The 21881-nt window shown below is 47.7% G+C and carries 17 protein-coding genes; 15 read left to right on the top strand and 2 right to left on the bottom strand.

The genetic code is table 11. The features are described from left to right. Nucleotides 1–34: 34 nt before the first annotated feature. Nucleotides 35–1483, bottom strand: coding sequence for an aldehyde dehydrogenase family protein (locus ACSQ8O_RS34275; protein WP_436245360.1), 1449 nt, complete (start codon nt 1481–1483; stop codon nt 35–37). 46 nt (nt 1484–1529) lie between these two features. After that, entirely contained in the window at nt 1530–2324 is a 795-nt protein-coding gene (locus ACSQ8O_RS34270; RefSeq protein ID WP_436245359.1) for a creatininase family protein, read from the bottom strand. Between the two features lie 132 nt (nt 2325–2456). Here ACSQ8O_RS34270 and ACSQ8O_RS34265 point away from each other — a divergent pair, with 132 nt between their 5' ends. The 15 genes from ACSQ8O_RS34265 to ACSQ8O_RS34195 all read left to right on the top strand — a co-directional run bounded on the left by ACSQ8O_RS34265 (nt 2457) and on the right by ACSQ8O_RS34195 (nt 21741). Continuing rightward, complete coding sequence (locus ACSQ8O_RS34265; RefSeq protein ID WP_436245358.1) at nt 2457–3389, top strand: hypothetical protein; 933 nt, start codon at nt 2457–2459, stop codon at nt 3387–3389. Between the two features lie 15 nt (nt 3390–3404). Further along, nucleotides 3405–4433, top strand: a complete 1029-nt coding sequence (locus tag ACSQ8O_RS34260; protein WP_436245357.1) for a Gfo/Idh/MocA family protein — start codon at nt 3405–3407, stop codon at nt 4431–4433. After that, nucleotides 4430–5170, top strand: coding sequence for an amidohydrolase family protein (locus ACSQ8O_RS34255; RefSeq protein WP_436245356.1), 741 nt, complete (start codon nt 4430–4432; stop codon nt 5168–5170). Before ACSQ8O_RS34260 ends, ACSQ8O_RS34255 begins: the two co-directional genes overlap by 4 nt. A 27-nt stretch (nt 5171–5197) precedes the next feature. Further along, the gene (locus ACSQ8O_RS34250) at nt 5198–5968 is read left to right on the top strand and encodes an amidohydrolase family protein (protein ID WP_436245355.1); all 771 of its coding nucleotides are present in this window, start codon (nt 5198–5200) and stop codon (nt 5966–5968) included. Further along, nucleotides 5965–7086 carry a mandelate racemase/muconate lactonizing enzyme family protein gene (locus ACSQ8O_RS34245; RefSeq protein WP_436245354.1) on the top strand — a complete coding sequence of 374 codons (1122 nt, stop codon included), beginning with the start codon at nt 5965–5967 and terminating at the stop codon, nt 7084–7086. The genes ACSQ8O_RS34250 and ACSQ8O_RS34245 overlap by 4 nt, the downstream gene beginning before the upstream one ends. A gap of 26 nt (nt 7087–7112) precedes the next feature. Further along, nucleotides 7113–8216, top strand: coding sequence for a hypothetical protein (locus ACSQ8O_RS34240; protein WP_436245353.1), 1104 nt, complete (start codon nt 7113–7115; stop codon nt 8214–8216). Continuing rightward, nucleotides 8213–9046, top strand: a complete 834-nt coding sequence (locus ACSQ8O_RS34235; RefSeq protein WP_436245352.1) for an amidohydrolase family protein — start codon at nt 8213–8215, stop codon at nt 9044–9046. The genes ACSQ8O_RS34240 and ACSQ8O_RS34235 overlap by 4 nt, the downstream gene beginning before the upstream one ends. Nucleotides 9047–9073: 27 nt before the next feature. Beyond that, entirely contained in the window at nt 9074–9457 is a 384-nt protein-coding gene (locus ACSQ8O_RS34230) for a RidA family protein (protein ID WP_436245351.1), read from the top strand. Between the two features lie 28 nt (nt 9458–9485). Beyond that, nucleotides 9486–10274: an AAC(3) family N-acetyltransferase gene (locus ACSQ8O_RS34225; RefSeq protein ID WP_436245350.1), complete on the top strand. Its 789-nt coding sequence runs from the start codon at nt 9486–9488 to the stop codon at nt 10272–10274. 45 nt (nt 10275–10319) lie between these two features. Next, nucleotides 10320–11096, top strand: a complete 777-nt coding sequence (locus ACSQ8O_RS34220) for an IclR family transcriptional regulator (RefSeq protein ID WP_436245349.1) — start codon at nt 10320–10322, stop codon at nt 11094–11096. Next, nucleotides 11093–12403, top strand: coding sequence for a neutral/alkaline non-lysosomal ceramidase N-terminal domain-containing protein (locus tag ACSQ8O_RS34215; RefSeq protein ID WP_436245348.1), 1311 nt, complete (start codon nt 11093–11095; stop codon nt 12401–12403). The genes ACSQ8O_RS34220 and ACSQ8O_RS34215 overlap by 4 nt, the downstream gene beginning before the upstream one ends. After that, nucleotides 12400–13275 (top strand): SMP-30/gluconolactonase/LRE family protein, encoded by an 876-nt coding sequence (locus ACSQ8O_RS34210; protein ID WP_436245347.1) that lies wholly within the window; start codon nt 12400–12402, stop codon nt 13273–13275. Before ACSQ8O_RS34215 ends, ACSQ8O_RS34210 begins: the two co-directional genes overlap by 4 nt. Before the next feature lie 40 nt (nt 13276–13315). Next, entirely contained in the window at nt 13316–14818 is a 1503-nt protein-coding gene (locus tag ACSQ8O_RS34205) for a sulfatase-like hydrolase/transferase (RefSeq protein WP_436245346.1), read from the top strand. 174 nt (nt 14819–14992) lie between these two features. Further along, nucleotides 14993–21337, top strand: coding sequence for an Ig-like domain-containing protein (locus tag ACSQ8O_RS34200; protein WP_436245345.1), 6345 nt, complete (start codon nt 14993–14995; stop codon nt 21335–21337). Then, on the top strand, nt 21334–21741 hold the full coding sequence (locus ACSQ8O_RS34195; RefSeq protein WP_436245344.1) for a sugar phosphate isomerase/epimerase family protein: 408 nt from the start codon (nt 21334–21336) through the stop codon (nt 21739–21741). Before ACSQ8O_RS34200 ends, ACSQ8O_RS34195 begins: the two co-directional genes overlap by 4 nt. The last annotated feature ends 140 nt before the right edge of the window (nt 21742–21881 follow it).

Raw genomic sequence — 21881 nt, 5'->3', positions numbered from 1 at the left:
AGGTGTCCTTAAAGGACACCTTGATTGAAACAACCTATGCAGGCGAAGGTTTGTCAAAGTAAACGGTCTTGACTTGGGTGTAGAACTCACGAGCCGACTTACCTTGCTCTCGGGAATTGGAACTTGATTCCTTCATGCCACCGAACGGGACATGCGGTTCTGCACCTGCAGTTTCGGAATTCACATGCACGATACCGCATTCGATCTCATCGACGTAACGCATGGCCTTACCGATATCACGAGTGAACACAGCTGTACTTAGGCCAAATCGGCTTGTGTTAACAAGTCCGATGGCATCGCTAAGATTTGCTGCGGGCACAACGGAGACGACGGGTCCGAAGATCTCCTCGGTAGCTATACGGCTATTAGGATCGACATCTGTGAACACCGTTGGCGTTACAAAGAATCCTTCTGAACCGAGAGTTTCTCCTCCCGTTACTAGTCGAGCTCCTTCTTCTTTTCCGATTTGGATGTAGTCCAATACAGTTCGTTGCTGATCAAGCGAAGCAAGAGGTCCCATGTAAGTTTGCGAATCAAAAGGGTTACCCACGGCAAGGTTCCGACAACGCTCAGCCAAAGCTTCGGTAAATGTGTTCAACAATGGAGCTTCAACGATAACACGGCTGGTAGCGGTACACTTTTGTCCGGTCGAGCGCATAGCTCCGCGAATCGTCATTTCAACGGCTAAGTCCAAGTCAGCATCTGCTAGAACAACGACGGCATTCTTTCCGCCCATTTCAAGCTGATATTTCTTGCCAAGTTCAGCACTGGCAATAGCGATGTTTCGACCCACTTTATTGGAGCCAGTGAAGGATATTCCGCGCACTTTATTGTCTGTGGTAAGAGCGGGACCGAGAACAGATCCCGGGCCAAACACGACATTGATCACGCCTTCCGGAAGCCCAGCATCCACCAGCGCACTCGTCAAATGATAGGCTGTCAGCGGAGTCAGATCTGCCGGCTTCCAGACCAGGGTGTTGCCGTAAATAAGTGCAGGCGCGATTTTCCATGCTGGAATCGCGATGGGGAAGTTCCATGGTGTTATGACACCAACTACACCAATTGGTTCACGGCGTGTGTAAAGAAGGGTGCTCGGATCCGATGCAGCGTAGACCTCGCCGGTTTCCTGACGCGCTTCGCCGGCGTAGTAGCGGAAAATCGCTGCAGCCCGCATCGTTTCTCCAATGGCCTCGGGTAATGTTTTGCCTTCTTCCAGAACCAAATCTTTTGCAATGAGTTCAGCACGAGCTGTAAGTAAATCGGCGGCACGGTATAGAATCTCACCGCGAGCGACTATACTCACGCTGCGCCATTTGGGGAAAGCAGCTGCGGCAGCTGTTATGGCATTCTGAAGATCAAGGCCATCGCTTTCTGGAAATTCAGCTATAATCTCTGAGGATTTAGTAGGGTTTACATTAGGACGCAAACGTCCGGATTGGGCTCCGACCCAGCGGCCGGCAATAAGATTATGATAACTTGTCAATGATTCCAACACCTTCCATAGTGGATTAACATTTAGAATAATTGATTTAGTTCATTCTAAGTTGATGGAATCTAACGAATTCAGCTGCAAGTGTTCGGGAGATGATTTCGAGAAGTTTCTGCCCACTTTCTGCGCTTGCTGAGCCCGCATCGTCGCTGTAGCCGTCAATCGCTGCCCAACTACCATGGCGTTGAATAAGCGGGCCAGTAGAAGGATCTCTAGGTGATGAAGGGAGGGTGCGGCTGTTAGGTAAAGGCAGCAATTCGGTCTTCACCAAATCAGGTCGTAATGCAAGAAGTAATGAAGTTTCAAAACCACCAGCATGGCCAGGGACGATTCCTAGACTTCCAGCTTGCCCTTCGTGTACGATTTGGTCCCATGCGATCGTCCAATAAGAGGCGGCTCCAGCTATAATGGGGTGGCGTAATGCAAGTTCACGGGCCGCGAGTCGAACACATTCTTCATTTCCGCCATGGGAATTGATCAAGTAAATCCGGCGGAAACCGCTGCTTACCAAGGAGTCCGTCAGGTCGCGCAGCACCCCTATTAACGTATCACCCGAAAGCGACATCGTTCCTGGATAAATTAGGTGATGGTGCGAGGATCCATAGGTTACGACAGGGCACACCAAGATGGGGATCTCATCACTTGCGCGTGCTGCGGCTTGAAGGGTAATGCTTTCTGCTAGAAGGGAGTCCGTCCAAACAGGTAAGTGCGGTCCGTGTTGTTCAATGGCAGCAACGGGTAAGATGACGGTTGCTTCAGGGGCCCACTTCCCGATTTCGTCCCGGTTCAATTCTTGAAAAAGCAGGCTTCCTGGTCGATCTGATAGCGTATACATTTGGAAAAATCCTCCTTTACACCCGATCTCACTCCTATTATACTTGGATTATCATAATTTTTGAAGTGAATTTCAATATGCTGAACCAAATTATTTGTGAGATCTATTTACAATAAAACCGGGGGTGCTGTTATGAAAGAAACGCGTGAGTTTTTGGCCAGTTTAGGTTATCCAATGGGAGATGCTCATCATCTTCCGACTTCATCAAAACGTTTTCCAGATGGAGCGCAGGTTCGATTTGAAATCCCAAGTGTAGAAGGACCTAATGCTCTCGCGGCTACTTTGGAAACAGCCAAGGAATACGGTGTAACCGTACACCGTGTATCGCAAGGCAGCGGAATTATGATGCATACTGATTCGGAAATTCGTGAGATGCTCGAGCTTGCAGTGGCTGATGGTGTGGAGGTCAGTCTGTTTGTCGGACCACGTACAACATGGGACATAACGGCAGCTAGTCACACTCCAGCTGGCAAAGGTCAAGCGTTGCGACATGAAGGGATGGATCAGTTGATCTATGCCATCGAAGATATTAAGCGGGGCTGCCGTTTAGGACTGAGGGGAGTACTCATTGCCGATGAAGGACTTCTTGCCATTGTGGGTCAAATGAGGAAGGCGGGACAATTACCAGCTGATCTGGTCGTAAAAGGCTCTGTTTCACTGGGAGCAGCAAACCCTGTCTCCATAAAGCAAATGGAGACGCTCGGCGCAGACACCTACAATGTACCAACATCACTTACATTAGCCCGATTGGGGGCAATCCGCGAAGCTGTTGATATGCCAATTGATATTTATGTGGAAGCTCCTGATGATTTTGGCGGTGCTGTTCGCTTTTATGAAATTCCGGAAATTGTCCGTGTTGTTTCACCCGTTTATGTGAAATTCGGGCTACGAAATGCCGCAAATGTGTACCCAAGCGGTATGCACATTGAACAAATGGCCATAGCCCAATGTAAGGAGAAGGTTCGTCGGGCTGCATTAGGAATGGAAATTTTAGAACGCTATTATCCTGAAGCCATCATATCCAAGCCTGGGGCGGCTGGTTTGGCTGTACCGGTACTCCGATAATAAGGGGGAATTCAGTTGGCCGTAAACGTTGTAAAACTAGCCGTAATCGGATGCGGAGATATTGTGATGGGGCAGCATCTTCCGACTCTCCTTGAAAACCCGTCTGTTCACGTTATGGCGGTATGTGATAAAGATCCAGTTCGAGCTGCTGCTGCAGGAGCTGCTTTCGGCAGCTCCTATCATTCAACCGACCATAAACGGATTTTAGAAGATAAAGAAGTGCAGGCTGTTCTAGTTTGTACACCACCTTGGGCAACACCGGCTATTACCATTGAGGCGCTAAAGGCTGGTAAAGATGTACTCTGTGAAAAACCAATGGCTACTACGCTCGAAGCTGCCAAACAAATGGCAGAAGCCGAACGCTTAAGCGGGCGTCTTCTGCAGGTCGGTTTCACCTATCGACATGGTCCATTAATGGATGCATTGCGGGAATGGATTGAGAGCGAAAGGCTCGGGCGACCGCTGCAAATTCGATTAAGCACATTTGATGAAGAGTGGGATCCTGAAGGTAATCCGGAGCACTATGAGCGAATTTTAAACACCTTGCGTCACGGACCGCCCTGTATACATGACGGTGCTCACGCAGCTGATCACCTTGCTTTCCTCACGGGATCCACCCCAATCAGGATTACAGCTCGGGGTTTGACTAGTAGACCCGAGTTTCCTTCACCTAATTACAACTCCGCTTTGATTGAATTCGCTAATGGAGATCAAGCGAAGCTGGAAATTGGATGGTTTTTTCCTGGATTTCCTCCAGGTGAGTTTCAGATTCTTGGTCCTAAAGGAATGGCCTATCTAGATCGAGCCAAAGGCGAAGCGATATTGATCAGTAATCGGTTAACCGAACGCCTGCAATTGTCTGAGAACCGAGTTACCTCTTGTTTTCGGGTTCAGTTACAGAAATTTCTAACATCTATCGAGTTACGCCAAACGCCAGTACCTGGCAGCCAGGAAGGTATATCAAGCTTGCTTCTAACGCTAGCCTTCGTTCAAGCAATGGAAACCGGGGAGTCGGTACGGTTAAGTGGGGAGAGAGAACCTTGATTATTGACGCGCATGTGCTTGTTGGTGTAGGACAGTATCATCAAGTAGATCCAGATCAAATGATCGATCAGATGGACCGAAGCGGGATTGACAAAGCCATAATTAGCCCGATAGATCGTGAGATGGCGGTTCATAACCGAGCAGGTAATGACCGTGTGCTAGCTCTATCTCGAAAGTTTGCAGGGAGGTTTCTCGCCTATGCCACAGCGAATCCATGGTATGAGGCTGAAGCTGTAGCTGAACTGGAACGAGCTTTGGGTGAAGGTGCGGCGGCGGTCAAGCTTCATCCACCTCTACAAGGTTTTATGATTCTTGAGAAGCTTGTCTATCCATTGATTGAAGTGGCAGCACGTCACCGTGCGCCAGTCTATGTGCATACAGGAACTCCGGCAAATGCACTTCCTTTACAGCTCACCGAATTGGCACTGAATTATCCTGAAGTCTCATTTATTATGGGTAAAAATGGGAAGTCGGACTTTTGGATGGATGTCATGCCAGCCTTTGAAAGAGCGCCTAATATATACGGCGACACAGCCCATGATTTTCCAGAACGAGGGATGACGCGTATGTACAAAGGGATTGGTTCACAACGAATGATTTTTTCAAGTAATCACCCTGTTGCCCGCATGGGGCTTGAAGTCGATAAGGTACGAGACTTGGATGTGCCCGATGCAGATAAAACAGCCATCTTAGGTGGAAATGTAGAGAAATTGCTAGCTGAACGATTTCGCCAATAAGTGACTCCCCTGACAGGAGACAATGATATGAGAATAGACTTTCACGTACACCAACCCGCTAGGCGGGAAGACGGTACCTATCCTTTTTCGGCAGCAGAGTATGTTGCGTATATGAATGAGCTCAGCATCGACATGAGTGTGATATTTACCATTGACGGCTTTTGGCAGAACGCCAAAGCGTGCAACGATTATTTAGCCGAGTGGTGTTCGCCATTCCCGGATCGCCTCGTTCCCTTCTGCACAGTAGACCCTAGGCGGCGAGGAGCAGCTGAGGAAGTATATCGCTGTGTAACCGAATTAGGGATGCGTGGCGTAAAACTGCACAACTGGCTGCAGGGGTTCAGTCCTTTAGAAGCCTTCATGGCACCAGTATGCGAAATAGCCTCAGAGCTGGGTATTCCTATCCTTTTTCACGACGGTACACCGCCATACGCTTCCTCACTTCAAATCGCTGAGCTGGCTGTTAGGCATCCAAAGCTAAAGGTGTTGCTTGGCCACGCAGGGCTGCATGATCTTTGGCTGGAAGCGATAGCTGCAGGAAGACGGCATCGTAACGTGTACCTATGCATGTGTTCAACGCCCCCTTTTGCCATGGAACAGATAGTGGCTGAAGTTCCATTAGAGCAGATCGTATTCGGCACAGACGGAGGATTGTTTCATAAGCCGCAACAACCATATGTCGATTACCGGTTCCAAGAATTTGACTTACTCGATATTCCTGAAGAATCGAAAACACAAATTCTAGGTCCCAATGCCATACGTCTATTAGGGATGCATGGGAAGGAGACATCGCAATGAATATGAAGATCACCAGTATCGAAACGATTCCTGTTCAGGTTCCCATTCATCCGGAGCGTGCTATTCGATCAGGTAGGGGAAGCCATCTGGTTTCACCGTTCCTATTGGTTAAAGTCCATACGGATGAAGGGATTACCGGTCTCGGTGAAGTGTCCTGCACCCCAGGTTGGAGCGGAGAGGATAGTGTTACAGCGGCTCATTTTATTCGCAATTTTTTGGGTCCCTTGCTGATCGGGGAAAATCCGTTGCATATTGAGCGGTTAACACACAAAATGCAGAAACGAATTGCACATAACGTCTTCACGAAAGCTGCACTGGAAATGGCTTTATGGGACATTTTGGGAAAAGTCGCTAATTTGCCGATTTATCAACTCTTAGGAGGACCCGTACGAGATTTCGTGCCTACTAAATTTTCTATAACGGGAGTTGAACCAGCACAGGCTGCGGAAATCGCTGTATGGGCTGTGGAACAAGGTTTCCGCACTATGAAGGTCAAAGTTGGAACAGGACCCGAGAATGATATTGCTCGCGTGAAAGCGGTTCGGAATGCGATTGGACCATCGATCCGTTTAGGCATTGATGCGAATGGCGGTTGGACGCCCCGTACGGCGGTTACTACGATTAGACGTCTAGCCGAAGAAGACATCTATTTTGCTGAACAACCAGTACCTTCACTTGACATGTCTTGGTTAGCCGATGTGCGAAATCAAGTGAACATACCGATCATCGCCGACGAAAGTCTATATTCTCTCCAAGATGCTATGGCGTTAGCTCGTTCTGGAGCAGCAGATGTTTTTTCCCTTTATATTGGAAAAGGCGGGGGCATTGGGCCTGCAAGAAAAGCTGCTGCAGTTGCGGAAGCAGCTGGACTTACCTGCACGGTGGGCAGCAATCTTGAGCTTGGCGTAGCAAGTAGCGCGATGATTCACCTTGCGATGGCTACTCCGGGGATCGGCGCGGAAGAGTACCCTTGTGATATTTTGGGACCCTTTTTCTATGCAGATATGCTTTTAGAAGAAGTGTTGCCAATCCAAGGAGGTGAGGCTAGACCTCTCGATCGGCCTGGGTTAGGTGTGAAGTTAGACGAGGAAAAGGTCGAGCATTACCGAATCAAATAAATCCCGAGGGACTAGGAGGAGAGACCGTGTATTTACCAAGGAGCAACGGAGCGCGTATTAGCTGTGATGTCATGTATCAGGGGCATCGGATGGCTGTACTGGAGAATGAACGATTAACTGTAACCCTGCTTTTAGATCAGGGGGGCAGTATTGTTGAGTTTCGTTACAAACCTTTGGATGTCGATGTGATGTATCGAGCTCCTTGGGGAATGCGGAAATGGGGGAATTGGGTTCCAACCACATCTAACCCTCGAGGTAACTGGATAGACCATTATCCAGGTGGCTGGCAAGTGATCTTTCCGGCGGGAAGTTCAGCTTCCACTTACAAGGGTGCTGAGCAGGGCATGCATGGCGAGGCCAGTCTGATGGCTTGGGAGTACGAAGTGATCTTGGATACACCCGACGAGGTCGCCCTGCTGATGCGCGTAGAGACGCAAAGATTGCCTTTCCGAATGGAAAGAGAACTGCGGCTCAAGCGGGAAAGCGGTGCACTGCAAATTCGGGAAACGGTTGAAAATGTAAGCCCCGTTGAAGTTCATTGCATGTGGGGGCAACATCCGGCGCTTGGTGAGCCTTTCCTCGGTCCGGAATTGGAGTTGCATTTACCCCCTTGTCGAATTACTCGTTCGCCAGGCGGAGAAGACTTGCCCGGACGGATTGTGCCTGGGACATCGGGCGAATGGCCTTTTCTGCCGGGAAGAGACGGACAGAAAGTCGATTTAAGACAAATGCCGCCTCGCGAGCAGCTGGCTGCTGATATGCTTTTTGCTGCTGAGCTAGAAGAAGGTTGGGTAGCAGCATGTAACCCAAAGCTTGGAATGGGCTTTGGCATGAGTTGGCCTCTCGAGATTTGGCCGCATCTGTGGATTTGGCAAGAATTCGGCGGAACAACCAGCGCTCCATGGTTCGGTCGAGCCTACACGATGGGGATCGAGCCTTTCAGCAGCATTCCAGGGTCGGAGTTGCCTGGACTTACGGGCGCGGTTGCCAATGGCACCGCTTCGCTTTTTACCCCATACGAAAAGAAATCCATCACATTTAACGCGGTAGCTTTTGCCTATGAAGGGAATTTACAACGGATTACACCGGATGGGAACGTACAATATCAGGATGGAGGCGAGGATCGATGATTGATTATCACACTCACTTGGGTGAGCCTAAGCATTATAGCCCAGCGTATTTGGCAGAGGGCTTCAAAATGAGAGGCAAGCCAGTCCAGCGCACGACTCCGGATGAACACTATGAAGCGATGAAAAATGTGGACAAATGTATTGTATTAGCTTTTCGCAGCCGGCATCTGGGTTTCAATGTCCCTAATGAATATGTAGCGGAGTATTGTCAAAGGGATCCCCAGAAGCTAATCGGATTTGCCTGCGTCGACCCCCATGATTACAATGCATTGGACGAATTGAAGGAATGCCATCAGCATCTGGGCATGAAGGGTTTGAAGACAAGCCCCATTTATCAAGCTTACGATCCTATGGATGAGCGTATGCTGCGCATTTACCGATACTGCGAGGACAACGGGCTTCCGATTCTCACCCATCAAGGCACAACCTTTCCACAAAGGGCTCCGATGAAATGGGCTCACCCCGAACAATTGGAACAAGTTGCTCTAGCCTACCCTGAGCTAAGGATCATTATCGCTCACCTAGGTCATCCGTGGGAAGCCGAAACGATCAGTGTAATTCGCAAACATCCAAATGTGTACGCCGATGTATCGGCACTTTACTACAGACCGTGGCAACTTTATAATTCCCTAATGCTTTGCAAAGAGTATGGCGTTTGGAAAAAGCTGATCTTCGGAACAGATTATCCGATTTGCAACTTTGAGGACTCGGTTAAAGGACTTCGTAAAATGACAGAATACGCTCAGCAGATGCCATTTCCTGGCTTTACGACAGAGGATATGGAAGCGTTGCTGAACAACGATATTTTGGCACAGCTGAATTTAGTATAGATTCTTAGAATAAAAGGAGGAGGTACGATGAAAAAACAAGCCATACTAACCGATGGTGCTCCGTTACCCGTTGGGGCTTACTCGCAAGGGTTGAGGGTGGGAGACTTTGTGTACGTTTCCGGTCAAGTTGGGCGTCATCCCGAAACCGGAGAGCTTGCAGAGGGTATAAAGGAGCAAACAATGCGAACATTGGAAAATGTCCATGCTATTCTTCAGGCAGGCGGAGCGTCTTTTGAAGATGTGGTGAAGTCTACTGTACATTTGAAAGATATGAGTGATTTTGCTCTTTTTAATGAAGTATATGAAAGCTATTTTCCGGATCCAAAACCTGTAAGGACAACTGTTGGCAGTTATTTACCCAAAGCGTTGGTGGAAATTGACGTCGTTGCCTATGCACCGATTCAAAAATAGCTTCTAAAGTCGGAATGGGGGAAATGCGATGATGGAGTCACTTACGATAGAATCACTTATCAAGTCTTTTAGAAGCTTGGGGATTCATACGGGAACTCGTCTTGTCGTCCATAGTTCATTGCGGAATCTTGGACCTATTGACGGCGGTGCAGATACTGTCATAGATGCACTATTATCTTGTGTCGGCAGCGAAGGCTTGCTTGTAATGCCGACGTTTACCTACCAGAACGAAGGATTTAATCCAGCCATTTCCCCTAGTAAAACTGGCATATTATCCGAAGTGCTTCGCAAACGCCCCGGTGCTGTGCGGTCCCTACATCCTACGCATTCCGTTACTGCGATAGGGGACGGGGCTGCCGCTCTTTGCGAAAATCATTTTTTGAAACCAGGCCTTGGTATAGACAGTCCGTTAGATCTAGTGGCTAAAATGGGCGGCGGAATTCTTTTACTTGGTGTTGGTCATACGAGCAATTCAACGGTCCATGTAGGTGAAGCTTATGCCAAAATGCCCTATTTGGACATTCCTTTTCGTCCGAGTGATTCAAGTCGTATTCCGATATTCGGCTCCGTTCAAATGGACGTGGAATTACTTGATCCTCCTGGGTGCAGCCGAGCTTTTGGCGTCATTGAGGCTTTACTACGGAAGCGCAGCGCCATTCAGGATGGCCTTATTGGCAAAGCGCTAGTCCAGTGGATACCGGGCGAAGAAGTCATTTCTGCCACGATAGAGCTTTTACGCGTAGACGATGCAGCCCTTCTTTGCAGTGATCCAACTTGTTATCGCTGCAGCAGGAGTCGTGAGAGATTATGGAGATAGAACGTTGGTTTAATCGCAACATAGAGATAGAGAAGGTGGGTTCAAATGAATAAACGAGTATCAAAATCCCAATTAATCCCAAATGTTGATCGAGCTTTCAAAATTCTTGAGCTTTTAAGTGCCTCCCCTGACGGCCTTCGGTTTGTCGATATTTATGAACGACTTTCCCTTGCTAAAAGTAGCGCTTTTGTACTCCTAGATAACTTGGAGATGAAAGGGTACGTGGAGAAAATGTCCGAGGGTAAATATCGGGCGACATTGAAGCTTTTTCATTTAGGCAGTCAAGTTTTGAAAAGTATGGATATTCGCGCGATCGCGCTCCCCTTTATGACAGCTTTACGTGACGATACAGGTTATCCGGTCCACCTTGCTTCGCTGGACGGGTTGGATGTCGTTTATTTGGAAAAAGTCGAGGGCACGAGTTTCATCCGCTTCGACACTTATATTGGCAAGCGCTCCTCAATACACTTAACAGCAGTAGGTAAGGCCATCGCCGCTTTTCTATCCGAACCGCAAACGGATGAAATCCTTGCAGCTCGAGGTCTCGGAGGAGGAACGGAAAAAGCGGCCGCTAATTTGGCCGATTTCAAGGCGATGCTGCAATCCGTACGAGAGAAAGGCTATGCGATTGAGGATGAGGAAGAAGTACTTGGCGTACGCTGTATGGGAGCACCAATACGGAATCACATAGGTGATGTGACGGCTTCCATCAGCATCATCGCTCTTTCTCGTGACATGCCGACATCTCGGTTTTCCGAGCTCAGCTCTAAGATTATTCATACGGCCAGGCAGATATCATCAGCACTCGGAGGAACAGGATGATAAAATTAGGATTTTCGGAATGCACCGTTACACCTCCCGTTGGGATTTGGCTCGGTGGTTTTTCCAACCGGACGTCACCGTCAACAGGGGTGAGAGATCACCTACGAGCTCAAGTTATGTGGCTGCAAAGATCAAATCGTGAAGAAGAGCATGTAGTCGTCGTAGTCGATCAAGTTGGCTTAACCCGAAGTTGGACAGATTCGCTTCAGGAGCGGCTCCAAAAACAATGGGGTCTTCGTTCTGATCAAGTGTTGGTTCACTGGACACACACCCATTGTGCTCCGCTGTATCGGGAGCCAACTCCGGGCTTTGAGCACGCGGTATTTTCATCGGTTTATTTCAATGGACTTCTAGATGCAATTATTGAACTTAGCCGATCCGCTAGGGACGACATGGAACCAGTCTCTTTATTTTTCGGAACGGGGAGCAGCGATTTAGCGGTTTCCCGACGTCTCACTGTGGACGGTCAAAATGTATTTGCCGCTAATCCTTACGGTGTGGTAGATCATGAAATTCCTGTGGTGAGAGCTAGTCGCTCAGACGGAAGCTGCAAACTCGTCCTATTTAGCTATGCCTGTCACCCTACTATGACCAATGGGCTTCTCATTTCTGCAGAATTTCCTGGTGTGGCGCGGAGTTTAATTGAGAAACGCATCCCAGGTACCCGAGCGATGTTTCTTCAAGGCTGCGGGGCTGATGCCGTTGTTGGTGTACTCAACAGCGAGAAGGAACGCTATCTTCTCCAAGATCAGTGGGAGGATGTAGAGGCTGCCGGACGGAGTTTAGCCTGGAAGGTGCTGCTTACATTAGCACATCGAATGGAACCTGTGAACGACGATACGCTGGCTGGCTTTACCGAAAGTTGTTATCCGACCTTTGAGCATTTTCCCACGAGAAGTGAACTTGAAGAACGTGCAAAAGGGGAGCATGTTGGAGATTCCCGCTGGGCGAACTTTCTTTTGCAGCGCTATCCAGGAGAACCCGTCTGGCCAATGAACATCGAAGCACGCATTCACGGACTTCGACTCGGCGATATTTACATGCTAGGTCATCCGGGTGAAGTTGTAGCTGCATATGGTCTGCGTCTAAAGGAGCGTCATCCCAAACTACGTTTGATCACGTTAGGTTATTGCCACGCTCAGATCGGCTATATTCCGCGCAGATCCATGTACGATGAGGGGGGCTACGAAGTGGATGCTTGGAGGACGTGGGGTTATCCGTCTCGTTGGGATCGTAACATTGAGCAATTGTTTGAATATACAGCGGAAACCGTATTGTCAAAATTGAAAATAGGGGAGACGCCATGAGATACACGGCTGAACTTGCTGTTGATGCACATTGTTCCTTAGGTGAAGGGCCTATATGGGACTCCTCCGAGCAACAGGTACTTTGGATCGATTATGACGAAGGCATACTGCACGATTACTTGCCTTCGAGCGGGGTTCACCGCATAAGAAAGCTGCCCATGAAGGTCGCTTCATTTGCACTAAGGGTGGGCGGAGGCCTCCTCATAGCTGGCGATCGAGGATTGGCTTTTTACAATTCAGCAGATGAAACTATGGAATTTGTATGTGATCCCGAAAGCCACCTTCCCCATACTCGGTTCAACGATGGAAAATGTGATCCAAAGGGCCGTTTTTTTGCAGGAACTGCATCTAAGGGCAATGTGTGGGATGGGGCACTGTATGTTTTCTATCCTGACGGGAGTTACAGGCAATTAGATTCAGGCATTGGTTGCTCCAACGGTATTACTTGGTCTATTAACGAAAAAACGATGTACTATATCGATTCACTAGCTTACCGAGTGGATGCGTTCGATTTCGACATAGATACGGGACTAGTGTCCGGTAAACGTACGGTGATCCCTTATGAGGGAACGAAGATTTTACCTGACGGGATGACATCTGACGAAGAGGGGATGATCTGGGTGGCCGAGTGGGGGGGCTGGAAAGTGAGCAGGTGGAATCCTACTACAGGAGAGCGATTGGCCGTCGTTGAATTGCCGGTAAAATATGTAACATCTTGCGTCTTCGGCGGTAAGGATATGGACGAATTGTACATCACGTCAGCCAGTTCTCCTTTAAATGAGGCTGCCCACGCAGAACAACCATCGGCAGGCGGTTTGTTCCGCGCCAAAATCGGCATTAAAGGCCGCCCCATACATCTCTTCAGAGGGTAGCATTCTTAGCTCATATTTAGATGGTAAAGGAGCAACGGGAATGAACGAGAAACAGCAAAATATTTTGTTGATTTTGACTGACCAGCAGCGTATCGATACGATGAAATGCTATGGGGGCACGGTATGTCAGACGCCTAATCTCGACCAATTGGCGGAAGCGAGCATTATTTTTGATAATGCGTATACAAGCTGCCCCATCTGTACGCCGGCCAGAGCGTCTTTACAAACAGGATATTATCCGTTCAATGTCGGCATGCAGGTCAATACTTATGGAGCTCATTGTCTAATTCGCGAGCTGCCTGATGATCCGATGCTGCTCAGCCGCCAGCTCTTGAAGCAAGACTATAGTGTTGGATACACCGGGAAATGGCATCTAGGCCATGGAAAAGAGATTGTCGAAACCGAGGATTTTCGTCGATATGGCAAGAAATCGATTACGTTCCCCGAATTTCAATACAATATCCGCAGCCTGCCCACCGACTTGGGGTACGAAGGCGACGATTTCCCAGGGCACGGTGACGGTGGTTACGATTATCCGGAATATCTACGTTACTTGGAGGAAAACAATCTCAAATTCGAAACGGTAAACACTTTATCCGGCAATTTTGACGTACATACCGCATCGGAGGTCGTATCTCCAATTGAATCGACAGTGGAGTATTATTTAACCGAGAGGGCTATTCATTACATCGACCGTTTCCGAAGGCGCAAGAGCCCGTTCTTCTTCGCCTTGAATTTTTGGGGGCCTCACGAGCCCTATATGGCACCTACGAAGCATCTCGATCTATACCGGGATCAGCAGCTGGAACCATGGCCTAACTTTTACGACAACAACGAGAATAAGCCGTCGATTCATAAAGCTCGAATGGCCATTTCCAAGGATTGGTCGGCGTTTGAACCTTATGTCAAGCACTATTATGGTTTTATGAGCTCGATTGATGAACAGATTGGGAGACTTCTTGATTATTTGAAACAACACGATTTGTTTGATCATACGACGATCATTTTCTCAGCCGACCATGGCGAATCGTTAGGCATACACGGTGGCTTGAGCGATAAAGCGTTCTTCATGTATGAAGAGACTTGCCGCATACCGCTTCTCGTAAAGCCAGCCGGGTTCAAACAAGAGATGCGAAGAGAAAATCGGTTCGTCGGCTCCTGCGATTTGTATTCCACGATTCTGGAACTGTCTGGGGTACCTCGTGAAACAGCAAACTCCCGGGATGGTCGTTCGTTCGTGCCGCTTTTGGAAGGGGAAACTGTCACCGATTGGCCGGATTGCGTTGTGACGGAATGCTCCGGCCTTGAAAATGTGCTCTTTACACAGCGGATGATTCGGCACAGCAATCTAAAGTACGTATTCAACTGTGGTGACTTAGACGAACTATACGACCTTGATCAGGACCCACATGAAATGTCCAATCTAGTTGTAAATCCAACATACGCATCCTCTCTTGCGTTAATGAGAGGAAAATTGACAGAATGGATGAACGAACATCAAGACGGATTGCTAAAGCTTTTCAAACGAATGAGGGAAGTGTGAACAATAACTAGGGATGACCAAGGGGGTCGTCCCTTTTCTCATTTTTTCAAATTAATTCATAAAATGCCATGCTTCTGAAGTTTCACCCATACCTCAAAATAAGAGGGAGATTTACGATAAGGGGTGAAAGTGTCTGCTTGGAGGTCTACTACGATTATTTAAGGAGGGTTTAACGTGAGGGCAGGTTTCACTCGTAAGGTACTTAGTATGATCATTGCAATTGCCATTATAATGACAATGGTCATACCCGTCTCGGCGCATCCTAGTCTATCTAACGAAGATGGCACAACAAAGCATATCCAACAAGTCGTTGCGAATACATCGAACTCCACCGCTACATTCGGTAGTACGGCACTTTTGGTAGATGGAAGCGTGTACATGTTGGGTGGAAACGGGAACGGACAACTTGGAAATGGTACGACAGGCGGAGCAAGCACAGTCTTTACAAAGGTTTTAACCGGTGCAGGTACGCCGCTTACCAACATCACGCGCATTTACCAAAATAGCGGTACGATGTACGCGTGGAGTCAGACCGATGGCAAACTATATGGATGGGGGCGCGCTTACGGAGGTAAATTGGGTGTACTCGGTGGTACGGGTGCAACTCCAGCAGATGTTTCATATGCAACCGAAATGAAGTTTTTTGGTAATAAGACACTATCGGAACTCGGAATAAGCTTTGATGGATCTCACGAACAGACTTTGGGTGGCATAGCTGGTTCTGCCAACACCACGCCCAGCACGATAATGACAATCGCAACCGATGGAAAGGTTTATTCCTGGGGCTCCAGTGGCAGCAGTACCCTGGCGTCTTATGACTTTCGTCTCGGTCGCGACATCAGTGTTACTGAAGCTGTTTATACGATGAACGGAACACTTAGCAGTGTATTGCCAGCTCCAGTTATCTTCAATCCAGGAAATCCAAACGAGCGCGCGATAGCGGTTGCCGGTACGGACGAGACGCCAGGCGTCAATTATATCCTCTCTGAGACAGGTACCCTATATGGGTTTGGTAAAGGGCTATCAACCTCGGGTAACGCGATATTTGTTAAAGTCGAGCATCCTGACAAAGATGTAGGCAGAAAATTTGTAAAAATGAGTGTATCCTCCAGTGGAATAGCTATTCTGCTTGACGATCAGGGTTATATCTATACGACATTTAACTCAGGCAGCGCAAATAATGTGTATTCGGCTGCAGCGAGCACCGCAACGCGTCCTTCTGCTGTCTATGGCAACGGGACAACTGGCGGTATTAACGGAAATGCAGCTTCAGGTATAACATTTAAAAATGTGTATGCGATCGGACCAACGAACAACCATATCATGTTCGCCATAGCAAACGACGGCACGGTATATGAATGGGGTTCATCGACAAATGGCGGGGCTCCGCATGGCGTACGTTTCGGCGACGGGACAGCGGTAAGTAAAGACATATCAACTGCGGTAAAAAACGATTATTTACAAGATGCTGAATCTATGAGTATGTTCCGGACAACGGCTGCCGCGGTAAAGGGCAATGTCATTTATACGTGGGGATATAATGCAGGCGTGGATCAACTTGGAAACGGCTCTGGTATAGGCACAACCGCTTCACAAGGTACACCGAAGCCCATTAACGAAGCGGCACTTGTGAATATTCCATCGCTCGCTGCGCATGTGAATGACGAATTGCCGCTTGCAGTTTCCTATTTGCCCGCAAATAATACAAATGGAGTTGCTCTTGATTTTGCTCCGAGTATTACTTTTAATAAGATCCTTTATCTTGCCAACGGAAGTTCGCTTGCCGATACAGTAAAGGTATATAAGGGTACGAATCATACAGGAACTTTACTTGCCCCCAGTGCTTATACGGTTACCAATTCTGGTAAAGTACTCACGGTTAGATTTGCAAACGCGCTTCAAGAAGTATCCGATTATTATATAGAAATTCAAGGGGGGACACTCAAGGATTTTAAAGGGGCAGCCGTTGCGACACAAGGGTCAACCTTTAAAACAGTTGGACAGTTATCGGCTGCAGCTCAGCCAGCTCACAATACAATTGGTGTCTCCATCCATATAAAGCCTTCACTTACTTTCACAGGCGCATTAACAAACATTGGCAACCTTAATACATCGGTTGAGCTGCGCCAGGGCACTTCCGCTGGATCGCTAGTCCAATCAACCACATCGTTTGAATCTCAGAACACTGTAGTGAGAATTTCACCTGAATCCGCGCTTTCCTATAATACGGACTATTTTATTGTCCTTAAGGCTAGCGCATTTAAAGATCCCAATAATGTGATGTATCCAACGACAGACATGGTTTTCCAGTTTACGACAACGGCGCCGCCAGCTTTCTCATCAACTGTCATCAAGCAGGCTGTTACTTTTAGCGGCTCGGACTCCGACGGAAACGCAACTGCGCTTCTAACTACCGACGGCAAAGTATATGTCAACGGCAATAACGCTAACGGCATCTATGCGAACGGTTCACTTTCAATGCCGAATGGCGGATTAACTGGCGTATTCAGACCAGCTTATACGAGTATGGGAGTCGAACTTAGCAGTATTGACATGATTTACACATCCCAGGGCAATCTGCTTTATGCTTGGGATGATGAAAACAATAAACTGTATGCTTGGGGGAAAAACGGCTTTGAGCGTTCAGGTATTTTGAACTCCGCTGCATCTGTTCAGTGGGCAACGCAATCTACCTTCCACAGTACTCCCATTAACTTTGCGGGAAGTCGACGTTCTCTTACAGCAAGTGTTGGCAGCACTTATGTAATAGACAAGGACGGTGCGGTATGGTCGTGGGGTCAAGCATCGGCCGCCAACGGTGGCAATGAGTCCAACGGATGGACGAATGACTATCGGCTTGGTCGTGACCTAACAGGAATTTCTGTAGCTCCAGGCGTATTAAGATCAACTTGGGAAGCGCAAGCCTCCAGTGGGATCAAATACTTGGATGCAGGTAAAGCATGGTATTCGGCCAAGCCCGGAAAAGTTGTATTCACTTCTGATCCGTATGAAAAAGCAATCGAGTTAGCAGGTGCTGGCACGACCTCGGCATTTATTTTGACAAATTACGGAAATATTTACGCTTTTGGAGGAACAGGTACTAATCAATTCTCATCCGATCCAGCTAATCGCTTTGCGAAGGTAGCTCACCCCGTTTCGGGACGCAAATTTGTCCAGATCAGTGCGTCAGTGGGCGGCACGGCGATCTTGCTTGACGATATTGGTCAGGTCTATGCTTTATTTGCCAGCAACTTCGCGAACAATAAAACAAGTCTTGTTCCACAGAAGCATACTGCCATCTACAACGCTTCTAACGGCATACCGAATGCTGAAAGTCTTATTTTTGACGATATCTTGGCCTTCGGAACCGGAACCAATGTCACCTATATGGTCAAGACTTCCGACGGCAGGGTCTACGTATGGGGCAGTAACCAAAGCGCCAAGCTTGGTCTAGGTATTGCTGACGTTAGCAACACTTCTGTTGTTCCGTTTGCTACCGAAAATACCGCACTTAAGGACGTAGAAGGTTTCTACGGAATTAATGATACTGCAATCGCTTGGAAAGGCGACATCCTTTACACATGGGGTTCTAATCCTTACAATACTTTGGCAAACGGCACCAACATAGCGGACTTCAGCTTATCGCCGTTGCCGATTACGAAGCCATATCTTGCGAATATACTTGATTTACAGGCTATTGCTCCTGACGGCGATCCGCCGACTGCACCTGATTCGGCCCTTGAAGGGACCAACGCAAACTTTGTCTACAAGCCAGCCGTTTCGCAAGAGATCAACAACAATATCCTAGTTGAAGACTTTATGGGCTGGGGTGGACAGTACAACCATCAGCTTTTCTCCGACCTCAATCGGACGGTTTACGACGCTACAGATGCGAATCTTAAGAATCTCGAAGATAAACTCGTTAATCTGAATCCGAAGTATACACGCATTTTCTATGACCCAGACCCGCAAAGGGCGGTTCCATATGTCAATAACGCTGCTGGCGGCAATTCGGGATATACAGCGCTCTACGGCGACTTGAATTTCGAATCGCTCGAAAAAACGTTACAGCTTGCTTTGGACACTCACTCGGCCGTCAATCTCACTTATTGGCATCCAGCCACAGAGTTGAACGGTCAGGTTGTGGCTAGCAGTGATACCAGTTGGGATATCAGCACAGGTATGTCGCGTTGGGCCAGACATCTGAAGACACTTATTGTCGATAAAGGATTTACCAACATTAAAGCCCTCACGATTTACAATGAGCCGAACGACGGCATTCCAATGGATAAGTATGTGCAGGTTTACAGGGCGCTTGACATAGCTCTTAAGAACGAGGGGATAAGAGATTTGGTTAAGATTGTAGGCGGCGACCTATTAACTGGAAACCAGACGGCATGGTTTAAGCTGATGGGGGAGAATCTTAACGACGTGGTAGACGAATACTCGATCCACAGATATTGGTTCGACGGTTCAACGAGATACAACATGCTGCTCACTGTACAGGCGATTATTAACGCTCTGCCCGAAAACCAGCGCAAGCCGGTTCAAATCACTGAGTTTGGTCCAAATAAAGGTTATATGAACGCAGCTTACAGCGGAAGCCAGGCTAATCTGATCAAATACGCCTACGAGACATCAGGTTTTAATATTATGTCTGCTGCGCTAGGCTTTGACGGCACTAGCAAATGGGACATCTACCATGCCAAATATGACGGGGACATTCAGGACCACAGCATGATTAGGGACGCAAGGGATGGGTATGAGCTTCGTCCTGAGTATTGGGCGTTCTTGCTGCAATCCATGACGTCGGAATCGGGCTGGAATAACGTAAAAGTCCGTAGTGGTACTGGTGACGGCGGTTCCAATAATAAAATGGTCGCGGCCCTTGAGAGCCCGAACGGTTCAGAGCAAAGTTTCTTCCTTCTTAATCAGTCTACAACGGCGGTAACCAACATAAGTGTCGAAGGCCTTGACACTTCCAAGACCTACTATGTCTATATGTGGAACGAGAACGGTGATGGCAAGATAACCGAGAAGGGCGAGCTTTCCCCATCTGGTACAGCGTCAGCGCAATCTTCCAATGCCACTGGAGGCGTCTATAAGGTTACAGGTATTAAGGGGAATTCGTATGCTGTATTGACAACAAGACAGTTAAACTCTGCAAGGTGGGAGGATGTATGGGATTATGACAATACTCCCGATGTGTTTATAACCCCATCTAACGGCACGAACGGGGTATCGGTAGAAGCAAATGTCGAGATCGGTTTTAATGTCGAGTACCTGAACAGGGATGGGATTGGCGACATCAACAAGATCGAACCGACAAGCACGCCGCAAGTTTTGGAAGGACCTAATTTCGCAGGGATTGTGAAAGTTTACAAAGGAACAAGTAATAGCGGTACAGCGCTTGTTGAGGGAACTGACTATGTGGTTAGGTTCAAGACAGGGGTAGGCTATACGTATAAAGATAAGAAGCTAGTTGTCAGCTTTCCGAATGAACTTAAACGGAATACGGATTATTATGTTGAAGTTCAGCCAAACGTATTAAGACATGTCAGACCAGCTCCGACTTCAATACCGTATTCATTTGTGAATACGATTGCCGTTGGTTCGACCTTCAAAACGGAAGGTGTTCTGGACACATCACCGCCAGTGCTTTCTCTTCCGGGAAATATGACAGCTGAGGCTTACGGTCCTACAGGTGCTGCAGTGTCCTTTACTGCAACAGCCAATGACATCGTGGATGGTTCAATCGCTGTAGCCTGCACTCAAAGCCCTGGTTCCACCTTCACATTGGGGATTACAACAGTGAACTGTTCGGTTCAAGACCACGCTGGTAACACAGCAAGTGGCAGTTTTACAATCACGGTAAACGGGAATCTCCTCAGTAGTAAGGATAGCTATTTACGACAAGGCTCACCTAATACCAACGAAGGTGGAAATCCAAATCTGACCCTTCAAGCAAGTGGTAATAACCGTGTCCTGGTTGGATTTGAAGGTCTAGATCAACTAAATACGGTCGGCTTGAAAAGTGCCACACTCGTACTTACTATTATGGACAATTCAGATAACTGGGGAAGAAACGACGCTCGCACTGTAGATGCACATCGCCTCCTAGAGAATTGGACGGAGGGTAATGGTTCGAATGATGAAGTTAACCCGCAGGTTCGTGGGACCGGTTATGGAGTGACATGGAACAGCCCAAGTGATACAGACATAAGTAATCAAAATGATGATGGGAACAAATGGAATATGCTCAATCCAGGAAAAGTGAGCAAGCAAGGAGGGAAATATGCCGATGCTACTGCAGCTGGTTTTAGTCATTATAACGGTCTAAGTGGTTACGTCACTTGGGATGTTATTGAAGATGTTAGAGCTGGAGCTGGCTTTGGGTGGCTAATTAAAAAGACAGATGAAGGAGCAAGTGGGAAAGTAATTTATTATTCCAGAGACTATGCTATTGACCATAATAACTCGAATTTAGCTCCGCGATTACTACTGGAATATGCTCCTTGATTCGGTTTAACTGCGTACTTTACATCAATCATGCAGCTGCTTTCGCGTTGGCTGAGGGAGACTTGCGCTCCGTCGTCGACTTTTCCGATCCGCTTGTAGGGCTATGTGTAGATACGGGTTGGGCGCATACAGCGGGACATGACCCGATTCAGTGGGTGCTTAGCTACCCTGAGCGCATATCAGCCTTTCATTTAAGAAATCAGTTTGGCACTACACCGACTGAGGATTTGCTTGATGGGGAAATTAACATCCCCATGATCTTCGGCATTTTGCGTGATATCCGATACACAGGATGGATGGGCTTGGAATTATGGCTTACTCAAAAGACGAACCCACAGCGATCGATGATCGAGAACGTGAACCGATCTATACAGTTTTTGAAAGGTCTTGTTCAACAAAATTAAAGCTATAAAAAAGAAATAAAGAGGATATCACGCTGATATGCTCTTTATTTCTTTTTTATTCGACAAAATAGTTTGAAACATAAATTCAAAACGTTAATTTTTATTCGAAATTTTATTTTAGATATTCGACAAATAGTAAC

It is taken from the genome of Paenibacillus sp. LjRoot56, assembly GCF_964253335.1.
Classification (GTDB): Bacteria; Bacillota; Bacilli; order Paenibacillales; family NBRC-103111; genus Paenibacillus_E; species Paenibacillus_E allorhizoplanae.
Note: the sequence above shows the minus strand (reverse complement) of the source record. Positions and strands in the feature narration are given on the sequence as shown.